The following is a 14180-nucleotide window of genomic DNA, read 5'->3' on the forward strand; positions in this document are numbered from 1 at the left end:
ATCTGCGCCCCTGCCCCACGTTTCTGCATTGACGGTTCCACCTCAGCTAGCTCAGCTGATTGAAGCTATATTGATGGTTGCGACCGAACCCGCCAGCATCCAAGACATCGCTGCAGCCACCGGGGTTGATGCACAGAGCGTTGAGAATACGATTCTCGCTCTTCAACGAACCTATAACGGTGAAGTCCCCGAACACCCTCGGCACGGATTTGAGCTGAGACAGGTAGCAGAAGGTTGGCGCATCTACGCACGCGATGAGTATTCTCACGTGATTGAACGTTTTGTGATTGGGGAAAAGACTTCGCGTCTTTCTCAGGCAGCACTCGAGACTTTAGCTGTAGTGGCCTACCGGCAGCCGGTAACTCGCGGCCAAATTAGCGCAATCCGTGGCGTGAACGTTGACGGGGTGGTGCGGACTTTGACTGCCCGTGGTTTGATTGAAGAAACTGGAACCTCTGAGAGCGGAGCTTTGCACTATTGCACCACCTCGCAGTTCCTCGAAGCTTTTGGGCTACGAAGCCTAGATGACTTGCCCCCGATGGCACCCTACTATCCCGCTGCCGACCAACTTCCAGATGTAATGGATGAGATTGAGAGTTTAAGAAGATGAATGATCCACACGTACCAGATGGGGTGCGTCTCCAAAAAGTATTAGCCCAAGCAGGGGTGGCCTCAAGGCGGGCCGCTGAGGAGCTGATTGCCCGCGGGAAAGTCCAGGTGAACGGCCAGAGAGTTACCGAACTAGGAACGAGAGTGAATCCTGAAACCGCAGTGATTCATGTTCGCGGCAAGCGCGTATTCTTGGACCAATCGAACGTCACCGTAGTGCTCAATAAACCAGTTGGCGTAGTCTCAACCATGTCAGACCCGGGAGGCAGGCCGTGCCTTGCAGACTATGTGGCTGACTATGATGAGCGGCTTTTCCATGTCGGAAGGCTTGACACCGACACCGAGGGGCTCATTGTCTTGACTAACGATGGAGAGTTAGCGAACCGGCTCGCGCATCCTTCTTGGGAGGTTCCGAAAACCTATGTTGCTACCGTACAAGGACAGGTGCCGAGGGGGCTGGGCCGTATCCTGATGACCGGAATTGAGCTGGAAGACGGTAGGGTCTCAGTTGACGGCTTTACCGTTAAGGGTATCCATAACGACCGCAGCCTAGTCGAAATCCAGTTGCACTCCGGTAAAAACCGCGTGGTGCGGCGCATGATGGAAGCTGCCGGATACCCGGTGCAGTCACTGGTGCGAACACGGTTTGGCACACTGTTCTTGGGGCATATGAAACCCGGTACTGTGAAGCGACTAGAAGGCGACCAGCTGGCACAGCTGATGCGAATGGTCGAGCTCTGATGAGTCGGCATCCTGAGTTTATTAGCCGGCTGGATGGGCCCGTCTTGGTGATTGGGACAGGGCTGTTGGGGACATCCCTAGGACTAGCGCTGAGCCGCGCCGGGGTAGAGGTATACCTTTATGATATTTCGCCTACCTCGCAGCTCTTGGCTCAGGATATGGGAGCTGGGCGCCTCTGGAATGGTGACCTGCCTCAGCCAGCGCTAGTAGTAGTGGCTGCTCCTCCTGATGTTGTGGGAGAGCTGGTTATCGGCGCATTGGAGCAGTTCCCTGAGGCAACAGTTACGGACGTTGCTTCGGTGAAGTCCCAAATTATGAAACAGGTTTTTGCCCATCCACAGGCTGCTCGCTACGTCGGTTCTCACCCTATGGCAGGACGCGAATCCACTGGCCCAACCGCAGCAGACGCGGATTTATTTGTCGGGCGTGCATGGGTGCTGGTGAAGCACCCATGCACTAACCCGCAGGCGGCTCTTCAGGTGCTGACTTTGGCGCAGGATGTGGGAGCTTTTGTGACCGAGCTGGACGCGAAGACGCACGATCAAGCCGTGGCTCTTATCTCCCATGTGCCGCAGTTACTTTCTTCTATTCTGGCGGGCTGCCTCGTGAATGCGCCCTCGACCTCCCTCAATTTAGCTGGCGGGGGATTGCGTGATATGACCCGGATAGCTTCATCCGACCCGAGACTTTGGACTGCAATTACAACCGCCAACGCTCCGGCAGTCGTAAAGGTCCTGAAAGAGATCGTAGCTTCATGCACTGAACTGATTGATGGCTTGGCAAAAGCCCCGGTCGAGCCACCTACAGGAGTAGCCCAAAGTGCTGTGCATTCCGTAATGCTGAAGGGCAACCAGGGGGTTGCTCGGATTCCCGGAAAACACGGTGAGGCTGCTGTACACACTGCAGAACTGGGAGTTCTCGTTCCCGACGCTCCCGGAGAGCTGGGACGCCTCTTCAACGAGGTTGGTGCAGCTGGAATCAATATCGAGGACCTCCGGATTGAGCACTCAGTAGGACAACGGGTGGGTTTAGCTTGGCTGACGGTTCATCAAACGAAAGCTGTCGAGTTGAGTGAATATCTAGAATCTCGAAACTGGCAGGTTATTCCTGCCTAGCCGGAAACTATGATGGAGAGAATCATGCTAACTGAAAACGAACCGGACTTTGCTGGACTGGTGATCGCAATGGATGGTCCAGCTGGCTCCGGTAAATCCACTGTGGCTAAACGCGTAAGTGACACCTTAGGGCTGGACTATTTGGACACAGGTTCGATGTATCGTGCCGCCACGGTCCGTCTCCAAGAACTGGGGATTGACTTGCACAACAGTGATGCCTGCACGGCTGCGGTGGGCAAGATGCGATTCGCGCCTGCGCATGATCCCTATTCCGGTCAGATTCTGGTTGACGGGAAAGATGTTCAGTCGCTGATTCGCACCGAGGAAGTCTCCGCCGTTGTTTCATTTGTGGCAACCAATTTGGCAATCCGTAAGATCATGGTGGCAGCACAACAACAGATTATTAGCGACTCAGTATCCCAAGGCCGAGGCATCGTAGCGGAAGGCCGCGATATTACAACCGTAGTTGCACCCGAGGCCCCCGTCAGAGTGGTGGTTACTGCCTCCCCGGAAACGCGTTTAGCCCGCCGAGCAGGAGAGCTGGGAACCTCAGCTCAAGCTGAATCTGTACGTGATGCGGTGTTGCGTCGAGACCGTGACGACGCCACGGTGGCGCAGTTCGAGGAGCCCGCCGAGGGCGTAGTCTTGCTTGATACGACGGATTTAAGTATTGAAGAAGCCACGGCCGAAATAGTTAAACTGGCCATAGTAGCGAAAAATGACCAGCTTTCCGACTGAGTTGCCCTAGCAAACCCGGTAAGCTGGGTTATCTGTCTTTGTCAGGAGAACGAAATGACTATTCAAGAAGAATTTGATGAGCCTCAGCCGCTAGTGCCTGGCCATGCGCCTACCGAGGCTACTGAGGAGGAAGAGCTTCGCGCTGCTTCTTTGCGTGCCGGCTTGGAGGACTTCGAGCTCACTGAGGAAGAACTAACGCTGCTAGAAGCACAGTTCGATACCGAGGAACAAGATCAATTCGGTGGTCTTCCCGTTCTCGCTATTATTGGGCGTCCGAACGTAGGCAAATCGACCCTGGTTAATCGCGTCCTGGGCCGCCGCGAAGCAGTAGTCCAAGACAAGCCCGGCGTAACCCGCGACAGAGTCTCCTATCCTGCGGAGTGGGCCGGTCGTCACTTCATGATGGTAGATACCGGTGGTTGGGAAGTAGACGTCAAGGGACTCGACCGCTCCGTTGCAGAGCAGGCCGAGCTTGCCATTGAACAGGCCGACGCTGTGATGTTCGTCGTTGACGCAAATGTAGGTCCCACTTCTACTGATGAGAGGGTCGTGCAGTTGCTGCGTCAATCTGGCAAACCCGTGGTTTTGGTTGCCAACAAAGTTGACTCGGATCAGCAAGAAGCTGAAGCTGCCACCCTCTGGTCTCTTGGTTTGGGACAACCATGGCCGGTCTCGGCTCTGCATGGTAGGGGAGCAGGTGATCTTTTGGATCATGTACTCTCCGTCCTTCCCGAAGTCTCTGCCGTATCAGCTCCCAAACCCACTCACGGTGTGCGCAGGGTAGCGCTCCTTGGTCGACCGAATGTTGGCAAGTCATCCTTACTAAACGCCTTAGCTGGGAGCGAGCGAGTAGTTGTCAACGAAACTGCTGGTACCACCCGTGATCCGGTAGATGAACTAGTTGAAATTGATGGACGCGCCTGGTGTTTCGTCGACACTGCTGGCATTCGCAGGCGCATGTATAAATCGATTGGTGCCGACTATTATGCCTCACTACGCACCCAGGCAGCCCTAGAGAAAGCTGAAGTTGCCATGGTGCTGCTGGACTCGGCTGACGAACTATCGGATCAAGATATGCGCATCTTGCAACAGGTCGTGGATGCCGGCCGCGCCCTCGTCATTGTGAACAATAAATGGGATCTGGTAGACGAGGAACGCCAGCGTGCTTTGCGTAGAGAACAAGAGCGCGGTCTGGTACAGCTGCAGTGGGCTCCGCGAATCAATGTCACCGCGCGCACCGGTTGGCACACTAACCGGATTGAGAGGGCTTTGGATGACGCCTTGGAAGGCTGGAGTACTCGTGTCTCCACCGGCCGACTGAATGCCTTTTTAGGTGAGCTCGTTGCTGCGAACCCGCATCCCGTCCGGGGAGGTAAACAGCCGCGTATTCTCTTCGCCACACAGGTGTCTAGCAAGCCTCCACGAATCGTGATTTTCACCACCGGTTTTCTCGATCCGGCGTACCGTCGATTCATTGAACGCCGTTTACGCGAGGAATTCGGCTTTGTTGGCACTCCCATTCGACTTTCCATTCGCATTAAAGAAAAGCGTCGTCGATAGTTTCGATTTGCCGTTTCCCGTCGGGTCGCGATATTATTTCCGAGTCGTCGGCACTCGTGCCAACAACACGGGCTGTGGCGCAGTTTGGTAGCGCACTTGACTGGGGGTCAAGGGGTCGCAGGTTCAAATCCTGTCAGCCCGACAGTCAGAACTTAGGTTCTGGCCGAGCTCAAATGGGGGTAATCAGTTTCTGATTACCCCCATTAACTTTCGGCAGCGAACCGCCACAAGATAGTTTAGTCGCGCACTAAAATACTCATTTGCGGTGATTCTCCCGTGAGATGCCCCTGTGACGCGCGTTAGTCTATTATTGAGCTATGACTCTTACTCGTATTGAAGCAGCCTCTCGGCATGAAACTTTGCAGGTAGACACCTACTCAATCAAGCTCGACTTATCAGGGGCAAAGCAAAAGGATACCTTCCTTTCCAGTAGCACGGTGACTTTCTTCTCAACGACTGAGGAAACCTTCATCGACATCACTGCTGATGAGATTATTTCGCTGGAGATTAACGGGACGCCCTCGTCAATCGAAATCTCCGACAGCAAGTTGAAGCTCACTGGCCTTGATACCCATAATCCCAATACGGTAACCGTAGTAGCCAACTGCATATATTCGACCTCAGGGGAGGGACTCCATCGCTACCATGACCCAGAGGACGGCCGTTTCTATCTCTATACCCAATACGAACCTTTTGATGCGCATCGCGTTTATGCTTGCTTCGATCAGCCCGACCTGAAAGGAAAGTGGTCCTTTAGCATTATCGCTCCTGAAGACTGGATCGTGCTTTCCAATCAGCCCGAAATCGCCACGGATGCAGGCGAAGGTATTGTCCAGCATCACTATGCCCAGACCCCGCCCTTGTCTTCTTACATTACTTGTGTAGTTGCGGGCGAATACGCAAAGGTAGATGGGGAGAGTTGGACAGGGGAGTGTGAAGGCACTGCTTTAGAGATTCCCTTAGCACTGTACTGCCGTCAGTCCCTGCTACCGCACCTCGATCACTACGACATTTTCAAGGTAACCAAAAACGGTTTCGACTTCTTCCATCGGGAATATCAATTCCCTTACCCCTGGGGGAAGTATGACCAGATCTTTGTCCCCGAATATAACTTGGGGGCAATGGAAAACCCCGGTTGTGTAACCTTCACGGAAAGCTACATTGTCCGAGGGGGAGCTACTCGAACTCAGCGAGCTCGTCGTGGTAATATCATCTTGCACGAAATGTGTCATATGTGGTTTGGTGATCTCGCGACCCCAGCTTGGTGGGATGATCTGTGGCTGAAGGAATCCTTTGCCGACCATCAGGGGACCTTCGCTGAAGCCGCAGCCAGCGAATACTCAGATGCTTGGACCTCATTCGCGATTTCGCGAAAGGGCTGGGCGTATATTCAAGACCAGCGCCCGAGCACGCACCCCATCATGGCTGATATTCCGGATCTTGACGCAGCCAAACAAAACTTTGACGGTATCACCTATGCAAAGGGTGCCTCCGTTTTGAAGCAGCTCATGGCATATGTTGGGGAAGAAGCATTCTTTAAGGCGGCACAACAATACTTTGCTGAGAAGGCCTTCACTGCGACCAACTTCAATGACTTAATCTCTGTGCTAGAGAAAACCACCGGGATGGATTTGCAGGGATGGGTCGATAGTTGGTTGAAAACCTCCGGTCCATCTGTGATTACCTGCCGGCGGAATCACCATCAACTGACGCTCACTCAGCATGTGCCAGACCTACCTGGCGTGACGGGTGGCGTGGTTCGTCCGCATAGATTCCGTCTCGACGAATACGGTGTGCATGATGGTGCTTTTACCCTGATTAATTCACGCCCGGTCCTGCTCGATCAAGAGAGTCTTACAGTAGAGCATACAGAAGCAGACTCAATGATTCTGATTCCTAATGCCGATGACGCCACCTATGGAGTTTTCCGACTGGATGAACAAAGTCTTGCCGGGCTCGAAGAGCACATGAGTGAGATTCCAGACTCGTTGACTCGCGCAGTTGCTTGGCAGAGCCTGTGGTTGGCCGTTTACGACGGAGAGCTTGACCCGACCCAGTTTGTGAAGCTAGTCGCTCGGCACGCCGCAAATGAAACGAACCTAGGGCTGTTTGAGGCTTGTCTGAGGTATGCCAGTTCGGCTGTGGAAAGGTTCATGTCGCAGGCTCAGCGGGAACTTGCGTCAGCGATGCTACACGACGCTTCCATCCAGGCTTTGGGGCGTGAAATCGAACCAGATTTCAAGAAGGCATGGTTCGACATCCGGGTTGAATTAGCCTCTAGTGATATGTCGGAGAATGAAACAGAGTGGTTGCTGCAGCAGGCGAGCGACTCGGACGGTCTGCTACCCGCACAAGTATGGGCTGCAATTATTGCTTTAGCGCGGGCCGGGAAAATCACCGAAAAGCAGATACTCAAGCTAGAGGAGTGGGACAGATCCGGCGAGGGCGAGATACTCCGTCAAACCGCACTGTCCTCGATCCCCTCAAGCACTGTTAAACAGCGCGCTTGGCACGCGGTTCACCACGCTGCATTGTCGAACGATTTCCTGACCGCGACTTTGACTGGAATGAACCGTGCTTCCCATGGTGATCTAATGTTGGACTTTGAGCAAGACTTCTTCCGGCAGGTGAGGGACTACTGGGAGTCTCATAGCATCGTGATGGGAACTAGATATGTGTTGGCCGCATATCCGAAACGGGTTTCGATTACAGACGCCCCAGGGTCTCAATGGGAGCGCCACCCCGTTATCGTAAGCAGTGATAAATGGCTTTTTGAAAACGAAGATGCCTCTCACGCATTACGGAGATTGATAATCGAGTTGCGGGATGATACACGCCGGAATCTAGCGGTCCAGGAAGCTTTTAATGGCTAAAAAGCAGAGCAGCATAGATGTCGATGAGCATCTTTTGCGGCAAATCTTTACCGACCCATTGGAGCATGGATACCATCTGGTTGCTTCCGACCACGAGCGTTACTCTGCCAGCACGGGATTTCTCGGTAAGCTTGCGACGGTTGTTCTCACTACCTTACTGGTAGCGAGTACAATCTTTGCCATTAAGGACTTAACTGCTCGAAATTTAGAGAATGATGTTCTCGATCCCCTGCGTACTCAGGTAAGCGACCTGCAAGCTGAGGTCAAGCGGGCAGAGGCCAGCAATAGCTCACTCTCTAGCCAGATACAGAATCTAACCAATGATGAGGACATTCTACAGTTAAATCCGGGGGACATTCCTGCCGTTACCAGCCTCTCAGCGGTGTCTGGCCCGGGCATTCGGGTAGTAATCTCGGATGCTAACTATATTGCTGCTTCAGACCCCGAAGCTGACAGCAAACGGGTGCAAGATCGTGATCTGCAAACGATTATTAACCAGCTTTGGCAGTCCGGAGCAGAAGCGGTAACTGTGAATGGAATACGCGTGGGGCCACAGACCGCTATTAGGGCTGCAGGAGGGGCTGTCCTAGTGAATCTAACGCCAGTGTCCAGTCCATATCAAATCGACGCAATTGGGTCTCGAAATGATCTCCTCAAGGGCCTCTCGACTGGGTCTGCTGCTGACTTCTTAGGAATCTTACAGACTCGATATGGAATCACGACCGAAATCACGCAGCAGACGGATATTCGTATGCGCGCCGGAGCGTACCACTCCTATAAAACGGTTATAATTCCAGAATAGATACTAGGTAGGAGAAAGAAAGTGCTTGCAGTTCTCGGGCTTGTTCTCGGGCTTGTTCTCGGGTTTTTGATTGATCCTACCTTGCCATCTTGGATTCAACCCTACTTGCCTATTATGGTGGTGGCTTCACTCGACGCACTGCTGGGTGCTTTACGGGCATACATGGAAGGCGAATTTTCTGATAAAGCTTTCATTATTTCCTTCCTTTGGAATATTATACTTGCTTCAGCCCTTGTGTTTATCGGCGACAAACTAGGCGTGGGCGCACAGATGACCACCGCTGTCGTGATTGTGCTAGGAATCAGAATTTTCTCAAATGGGGCATCTATGAGACGCTACGTATTTGAACGGCCACGTCATGACTGAGACCTCAGAATTCGGGCGCGATCATGATCTAACAGAGGAACTCGCGCCTGCTCCTGCCCTGGACGAGCAAAGCACCGGGGGAGAGCGCCGCGGGAGATACCACAGTGTGAAAGAGGCTATTCAGCCCCGCAATCATTTTTTAACGCGGATACGGAAAATGTTCTCCGCCAAAATTACTACCTCGCATATTGTGGTGGCCTTATTGCTGATGGTATTCGGATTCTCAATGGTCAACCAACTCTCCACTGAGACCGATCAGAGTCTAGCCCGCCTATCTGAAGCGGACTTAGTCCAGCTCCTTGATGATTTGCGTACCCGCACTGACAAGTTGAACCAGGAGCGCTACGACTTAGAAACGCAGTTGCGACAGTTACAGTCGGACTCGAGTACTCAAGAACAGGCGCGTAGGGCTGCCCAAGAGCGAAAGCGTGTGATTGAGATTATGAGTGGTTCTACCCCGGTGAGCGGATCTGGGATTTTGATTTTGGTTGAGGATCATCGGCGCCAAGTACCTGCCGATGTGTTCGTAAACCTGCTAGGAGAGCTTCGTAATGCCGGTTCCGAGGCGATCGACATCTCTGGACAACGCGTGGTTGCTTCTACCTGGATTGCTAAACGGGGAGACGAACTGGTGGTTGACGGCCAAAAAATTAGCCCTCCTTATCGCATAACTGTGCTAGGCGAGCCTCACACCTTGGCAGTTGCCCTAGGTATCCCAGGTGGCTCTATAGCAAGATTTAAACAGTACGACGCCACAGTCAGCGTGGAAGAGAAGCAGAAATTGCAGATTGATTCGATTCATCAAGTCGATACGCCCCAATGGGCGCAGGTAGTAGAGTAGAAATACCGTTCTGAGTCTCATTTGAACGGAAAACACTGTAATATGATTCAGATAGTACATTAATAACCTGTGCACATGCACCAAAACGTATGAGAGGCACAAATGAGTGAGAACGATACCTTCGATCCGACTTCAACTTCACTGTTCGGTACTGGTATCCATCCGCAGGCGGAGCCAGAAGAGGCACCTGCTGGCCCTTACCAGCTTGGGGGAGATAACGCTGCCGCTGTTGCAGCTCTGCCGGCTGGCTCAGCTCTATTAATTGTGCGTAAAGGTCCCAACGTGGGTGCTAGATTCTTGCTTGATACTGCTTCGACTTCTGCGGGACGGCATGTATCTGCTGATATTTTCTTAGACGATGTGACTGTGTCTCGGCGCCACGCCGAATTCGTGCAGACCTCCACTGGTGGTTTTATGGTTCGTGATGCGGGATCGTTGAACGGCACCTATGTTAACCGCGAACGAGTGGAGCAAATCGATCTCCATGATGGTGATGAGGTTCAGATTGGTAAGTACAGGATGAGCTACCATCCCTCTCAGAAGGCCCTGCAATGACATTTTCGGCGCACAGACAAGAAATTCCTGGCGCCGAAGAACCTGAGCCTTGGCCGCGCGGTGTAAGCCGCAAACCACTACTGAGCATTGGTCAGGTTGTCTCTCGGCTGGAACAAGAGTTCCCCGCAATTTCACTCTCCAAGGTTAGATTCCTCGAAGAACGCGGGATTGTTACGCCTTTCCGTACCGCCTCTATGTACCGAAAGTTTTCAGAGGCTGATATTGAAAGACTCCGTTTCTGTTTAACTGCTCAGAGAGAGTCGTTCTTGCCTCTAGACCAGATTAAGGATCGGCTAGACAGGATGGATGCCGGCGAAGAGGTCGCTGTCGAACCTGTGGCTAGGGTAGTTGCCAGCGCGGGAGTACCAGTCCAACCTGTGGATGGTAGCGTAATCACGCTACGAGAGTTGGAAGACTATACCTCTGCTACAGACGAAGAATTAGAGACACTGATTGATTGCGGTTTGATTCAACCTGACCAACGTGGGCGGTATCCTGCCTCTGCGGTGCGGGTAGTCCGGCAAGCTCTTGCTTTGCGGGCCGGGGGAGTGCCGCTCCGTTCCATGAAAATGATTGGAACTTTTGCTCATCGAATGAGCCATGCAGCTTTATCATCTTCAGTCGTTCAGAAGGGATCTTCTTCAGTAATAGCTGAGCGACGTAGAGCGCAGTCCCAGGATATTGCAAGAGTAGCATCAGAGCTGGTTCAAGAAATTATGCGTGCGGATATCGACCGAGATCTATAATAATAGGTAGAAAAGGTAACAATTAAGTCTCAACCTTAACTTTAAGGTTAAATATTGAGTGTTGGTATTTGACCAATTCTCATTCAACTCTTACGTTAGACTTATTGCTTATACCGACCCAAGGAGATTCCGGTGACGAATTCTGAGTTCAGCTCTGTTGTGGACAGCCCTCAAGGAATGCTGTTCGGCGACGCGCTAGCAGGAATTGATGAAACGACGGGGTTTCGTGGCCCAATTGCCTGTAAAGCTGTCGGAATCACCTATCGCCAGCTCGACTACTGGACTCGTTCAGGCCTAGTGGAGCCATCTGTTAGGGACTCCAGCGGCTCCGGAACACAACGTCTTTACTCCTTCCGCGACCTGCTTTTCCTTAAGGTGGTTAAGCGCCTGCTTGATTCTGGTGTTTCGTTGCAGCAGATTCGAGTCGCAGTTGGAGAGCTTCATAACCGCGGTATCCAAGATCTTGCCGGTATTACTTTGATGAGCGATGGAGCTTCAGTCTACCTGTGCACTTCTGATGATGAGGTTATTGACCTAGTTCGCGGGGGACAGGGAGTATTTGGTATCGCGATTGGTCGAGTTTGGTCTGAGGTGGAGGGTACACTTGCCCAGTTACCCGTAGAGCATATAGAAGAGCATCCCGCTATCGTGGACGAGCTTCAAGAGCGTCGCCGTGCGAAGCGGGATGCCTCCTAAGCGGATTTACTCAGGTTTAGTCCAGAGCGTCAAAACTCCGCACCCAAGAACTGCCGATCGGGTCAGCGTCAGCCATGATTTCTTCATAGCGGTCGGCTGTAATTGCGGCTATCTCATCTATCGAGGTAGAGAGCTCGATAGCTGGATCGTTTTCCATTCTCCGAGCCGCCCGTAGAGCCATTTCCTTGACCGAATCGGCTGTAGTCAAGAATACTACCAAGGGGTAGCCAAACTTGCGCTGATAGCTGTCGCAAAGTTCAATGATTTCTGTCTTCTGGGTCTCCGTAATATCGCCGAGGGCGAGGGAACCACGATCTTTTGTGACTAGGGGTTCTTCAACTACCCGAGCACCAATCAAAGCCGCCAAGTCCGGGTATTCGCGGATCAAGGCTTCTTTTTCTTCAGTGGATGCGGAGGCGAGAGACTGCTGGACTCGCTGCAGTACATCGCGTGAATCGAGGAAAGAGCCGCCTTCTACCGCTCGCGCAACCGGCCAGGTGGCCTGATTGATAAGGGGAGCCAGAGCAGCAACCGCGGCCGCGCGCGGCAGCTTGTTGAGCTCTTCAACCGTGACCGGAACGCCTTTAGAGTCGCGCACGATATTTTGCGAGCGCAAGGACGGAAGGTGGTTGAAGATAATGTTTAAGAAAATGGCTGCCAAAGAGCCAACGGTGATGCCGGAGGCGAAGAGGATTGTTGCCCAGTCGGGTAGTACGCCGGCAATGCCAGGACGCAAGGTGACTAGCATGGCTAGACCCAAAGAGGTGGAGACAATGACGGCATTGCGATCTTCACGCATATTCACTCGAGATAGTGTCTGGATACCGACAATCGCGACGTTGGCGAACATGGCAATAGAAGCGCCACCTAGCACTGCATGAGGAATGGAAGCGACAATGGCACCGGCCTTCGGGAGCAGTCCAAGAACAATCATGATGCCGCCGGCTGCTGCTACAACCCAGCGCGAATGAACGCGGGTAAGGCGAACTAAGCCGACATTCTGTGCGAAACAGGTGTAGGGGAAGGAATTTAGCACCCCGCCAAGTAGAGTGGAGAGACCGTCGGCGCGAAGCGCAGCCTTAATGTGTTCAGAAGTGATGCGTTCGCCTACGATCTCACCGGTGGCAAAGACATCGCCGGTTGTTTCCACCATGGTAATCAGCATTACGATAATCATGGAGATTGCACCCATTAGTGAGAACCTCGGGATGCCAAAATAGAAAGGCGTGGTCACGCCCACCCAGGCGGCTTCCTGAACTCCGCCGAAACTAGCATCGCCCATAAAGAAAGCTACGGTAGTGCCAATGACGAGGCCGAGGAGCACAGTGATGGTAGACATAAAGCCTTTGAAGAACCGCTGAGCCAAAATAATAACTGCCAAAGTACCAAGAGCATAGGCAATATTCTTTGCGTCCGGAGCCAAATTTGGGTCAAATCCAGCGATATCGCCGGCTGACACAGAAATCAACGTGACGCCCATCACGGTGAGTACGGTGCCTGTTACTACGGGCGGGAAAAACTTGATGAGACGGGCGAAGAACGGGGCTGCGAAGAAAGTGAATAAACCCGCAATAATAATTGAGCCGTAAATGTAGGGAAGTCCAGTAGTGCCGCCACCTGCGGCAAGCCCGATCGCGATAATCGGAGAGACAGCGGTGAAGGTGACGCCCTGGATCAACGGGAGGCGAACGCCGACCTTCCAAAAACCGACTGACTGCAAGATAGTAGCGATACCGCAGGTGAAGAGATCGGCATTGATTAAGTGGATGGTCGTCGCAGTGTCTAAATCTAAAGCGCCAGCGATTACTAGGGGGACAACGACAGCGCCAGCATAGAATGCGAGCACGTGTTGAAGAGAGAGAACCGTGAGTTTTCCGGCGGATGGGACTTGGTTTACAGAGGTAATATTTGTCGCGCTCACATTGAGCCTTTCCAATCGTGGTGGGAAGAGACGTAAACAGTTTAAAGTAAGACAGCGGATGTGAGTAGGGTGGGGACACAGCAATTTGGTTACGATTTCGAGGAAGAGCAAGGTAGCGAACAAACCGACATATCTGACATAATGTATATTATCGGCAAACAGGGAATAGGTTTACTCAGCTTCTGGTTATACAAACTGATAGAATATAGCCTATTACCGGGTCAAATAAGGAGGACAACTTGGCTGATAGAGTTTTGCGCGGCATGTCCATTGGGGCAAACAGTTTGGAATCCGAAAAAGGTGTTGTCTTTGTAGACCGCAAGAACGTTCGCTACGACTGCATCTGTGGTGATGAGTTCACTAAAGCATTAGCAGTTGAATCTGAGCCTCCCGCCACTTGGGAATGTGCCAAGTGTGGCGAGCAGGCCATTTTGGTAGGCACTGAGGAACCTGAAGATGAACCAACTACCAAACCGGTTCGGACCCACTGGGATATGCTCTGTGAGCGCCGCACCCAAGAAGAACTTGAAGTCCTGCTTAACGAACAGCTGAAGCTCTTGCGTTCTGGTAAACTCCGCGCAGATACGCGTTACCGGAACTGATTAACAGCTCCTCTA

14 protein-coding genes and 1 tRNA gene are annotated in these 14180 nt (G+C 52.6%); 14 read left to right on the forward strand and 1 reads right to left on the reverse strand.

All coding sequences use genetic code 11. The features are described 5' to 3' along the window. Nucleotides 1–28: 28 nt before the first annotated feature. The 13 genes from scpB to BM477_RS03630 all read left to right on the forward strand — a co-directional run bounded on the left by scpB (nt 29) and on the right by BM477_RS03630 (nt 11642). Complete coding sequence (scpB, locus tag BM477_RS03570) at nt 29–610, forward strand: SMC-Scp complex subunit ScpB (protein WP_281247076.1); 582 nt, start codon at nt 29–31, stop codon at nt 608–610. After that, the gene (locus BM477_RS03575) at nt 607–1350 is read left to right on the forward strand and encodes a pseudouridine synthase (RefSeq protein WP_075361305.1); all 744 of its coding nucleotides are present in this window, start codon (nt 607–609) and stop codon (nt 1348–1350) included. The genes scpB and BM477_RS03575 overlap by 4 nt, the downstream gene beginning before the upstream one ends. Further along, a complete protein-coding gene (locus tag BM477_RS03580; RefSeq protein ID WP_075361306.1) occupies nt 1350–2465 on the forward strand; it encodes a prephenate dehydrogenase in 1116 nt (371 codons plus the stop codon). Before BM477_RS03575 ends, BM477_RS03580 begins: the two co-directional genes overlap by 1 nt. Nucleotides 2466–2489: 24 nt before the next feature. After that, complete coding sequence (gene cmk, locus BM477_RS03585) at nt 2490–3203, forward strand: (d)CMP kinase (RefSeq protein WP_143230191.1); 714 nt, start codon at nt 2490–2492, stop codon at nt 3201–3203. Between the two features lie 54 nt (nt 3204–3257). Next, the gene (gene der / locus BM477_RS03590) at nt 3258–4763 is read left to right on the forward strand and encodes a ribosome biogenesis GTPase Der (protein WP_075361308.1); all 1506 of its coding nucleotides are present in this window, start codon (nt 3258–3260) and stop codon (nt 4761–4763) included. Nucleotides 4764–4831: 68 nt separating this feature from the next. Then, nucleotides 4832–4905: transfer RNA gene (locus BM477_RS03595), tRNA-Pro, on the forward strand. 175 nt (nt 4906–5080) lie between these two features. Next, a complete protein-coding gene (pepN, locus tag BM477_RS03600; protein WP_075361309.1) occupies nt 5081–7636 on the forward strand; it encodes an aminopeptidase N in 2556 nt (851 codons plus the stop codon). Next, nucleotides 7629–8438 carry a DUF881 domain-containing protein gene (locus BM477_RS03605; RefSeq protein ID WP_075361310.1) on the forward strand — a complete coding sequence of 270 codons (810 nt, stop codon included), beginning with the start codon at nt 7629–7631 and terminating at the stop codon, nt 8436–8438. Before pepN ends, BM477_RS03605 begins: the two co-directional genes overlap by 8 nt. Nucleotides 8439–8459: 21 nt before the next feature. Continuing rightward, nucleotides 8460–8804, forward strand: coding sequence for a small basic family protein (locus BM477_RS03610; RefSeq protein ID WP_075361311.1), 345 nt, complete (start codon nt 8460–8462; stop codon nt 8802–8804). Continuing rightward, complete coding sequence (locus BM477_RS03615; protein ID WP_075361312.1) at nt 8797–9645, forward strand: DUF881 domain-containing protein; 849 nt, start codon at nt 8797–8799, stop codon at nt 9643–9645. The genes BM477_RS03610 and BM477_RS03615 overlap by 8 nt, the downstream gene beginning before the upstream one ends. A 102-nt stretch (nt 9646–9747) precedes the next feature. Beyond that, nucleotides 9748–10200, forward strand: coding sequence for an FHA domain-containing protein (locus tag BM477_RS03620; RefSeq protein WP_075361313.1), 453 nt, complete (start codon nt 9748–9750; stop codon nt 10198–10200). Beyond that, nucleotides 10197–10946: a transcriptional regulator FtsR gene (gene ftsR / locus BM477_RS03625; protein ID WP_075361314.1), complete on the forward strand. Its 750-nt coding sequence runs from the start codon at nt 10197–10199 to the stop codon at nt 10944–10946. Before BM477_RS03620 ends, ftsR begins: the two co-directional genes overlap by 4 nt. A 177-nt stretch (nt 10947–11123) precedes the next feature. Next, nucleotides 11124–11642: a MerR family transcriptional regulator gene (locus BM477_RS03630; protein WP_075361423.1), complete on the forward strand. Its 519-nt coding sequence runs from the start codon at nt 11124–11126 to the stop codon at nt 11640–11642. Between the two features lie 16 nt (nt 11643–11658). Here the strand turns inward: BM477_RS03630 and BM477_RS03635 are convergent, their stop codons facing one another. Then, on the reverse strand, nt 11659–13563 hold the full coding sequence (locus BM477_RS03635; protein WP_075361315.1) for a solute carrier family 23 protein: 1905 nt from the start codon (nt 13561–13563) through the stop codon (nt 11659–11661). A gap of 239 nt (nt 13564–13802) precedes the next feature. Between BM477_RS03635 and BM477_RS03640 the strand changes: the two genes are divergently transcribed. After that, complete coding sequence (locus tag BM477_RS03640) at nt 13803–14165, forward strand: RNA polymerase-binding protein RbpA (RefSeq protein ID WP_075361316.1); 363 nt, start codon at nt 13803–13805, stop codon at nt 14163–14165. Nucleotides 14166–14180 lie beyond the last annotated feature (15 nt).

It is taken from the genome of Boudabousia marimammalium (genome assembly GCF_001936115.1).
In the GTDB taxonomy this organism is placed as follows: Bacteria; Actinomycetota; Actinomycetes; order Actinomycetales; family Actinomycetaceae; genus Boudabousia; species Boudabousia marimammalium.

What these genes read in the sequence shown, in the direction of transcription:
- BM477_RS03575 (WP_075361305.1), top strand. Translation starts at nt 607, where the DNA reads ATGAATGATCCACACGTACCAGATGGGGTGCGTCTCCAAAAAGTATTA.
- BM477_RS03580 (WP_075361306.1), top strand. Translation starts at nt 1,350, where the DNA reads ATGAGTCGGCATCCTGAGTTTATTAGCCGGCTGGATGGGCCCGTCTTG.
- cmk (WP_143230191.1), top strand. Translation starts at nt 2,490, where the DNA reads ATGCTAACTGAAAACGAACCGGACTTTGCTGGACTGGTGATCGCAATG.
- der (WP_075361308.1), top strand. Translation starts at nt 3,258, where the DNA reads ATGACTATTCAAGAAGAATTTGATGAGCCTCAGCCGCTAGTGCCTGGC.
- pepN (WP_075361309.1), top strand. Translation starts at nt 5,081, where the DNA reads ATGACTCTTACTCGTATTGAAGCAGCCTCTCGGCATGAAACTTTGCAG.
- BM477_RS03605 (WP_075361310.1), top strand. Translation starts at nt 7,629, where the DNA reads ATGGCTAAAAAGCAGAGCAGCATAGATGTCGATGAGCATCTTTTGCGG.
- BM477_RS03615 (WP_075361312.1), top strand. Translation starts at nt 8,797, where the DNA reads ATGACTGAGACCTCAGAATTCGGGCGCGATCATGATCTAACAGAGGAA.
- BM477_RS03620 (WP_075361313.1), top strand. Translation starts at nt 9,748, where the DNA reads ATGAGTGAGAACGATACCTTCGATCCGACTTCAACTTCACTGTTCGGT.
- ftsR (WP_075361314.1), top strand. Translation starts at nt 10,197, where the DNA reads ATGACATTTTCGGCGCACAGACAAGAAATTCCTGGCGCCGAAGAACCT.
- BM477_RS03630 (WP_075361423.1), top strand. Translation starts at nt 11,124, where the DNA reads ATGCTGTTCGGCGACGCGCTAGCAGGAATTGATGAAACGACGGGGTTT.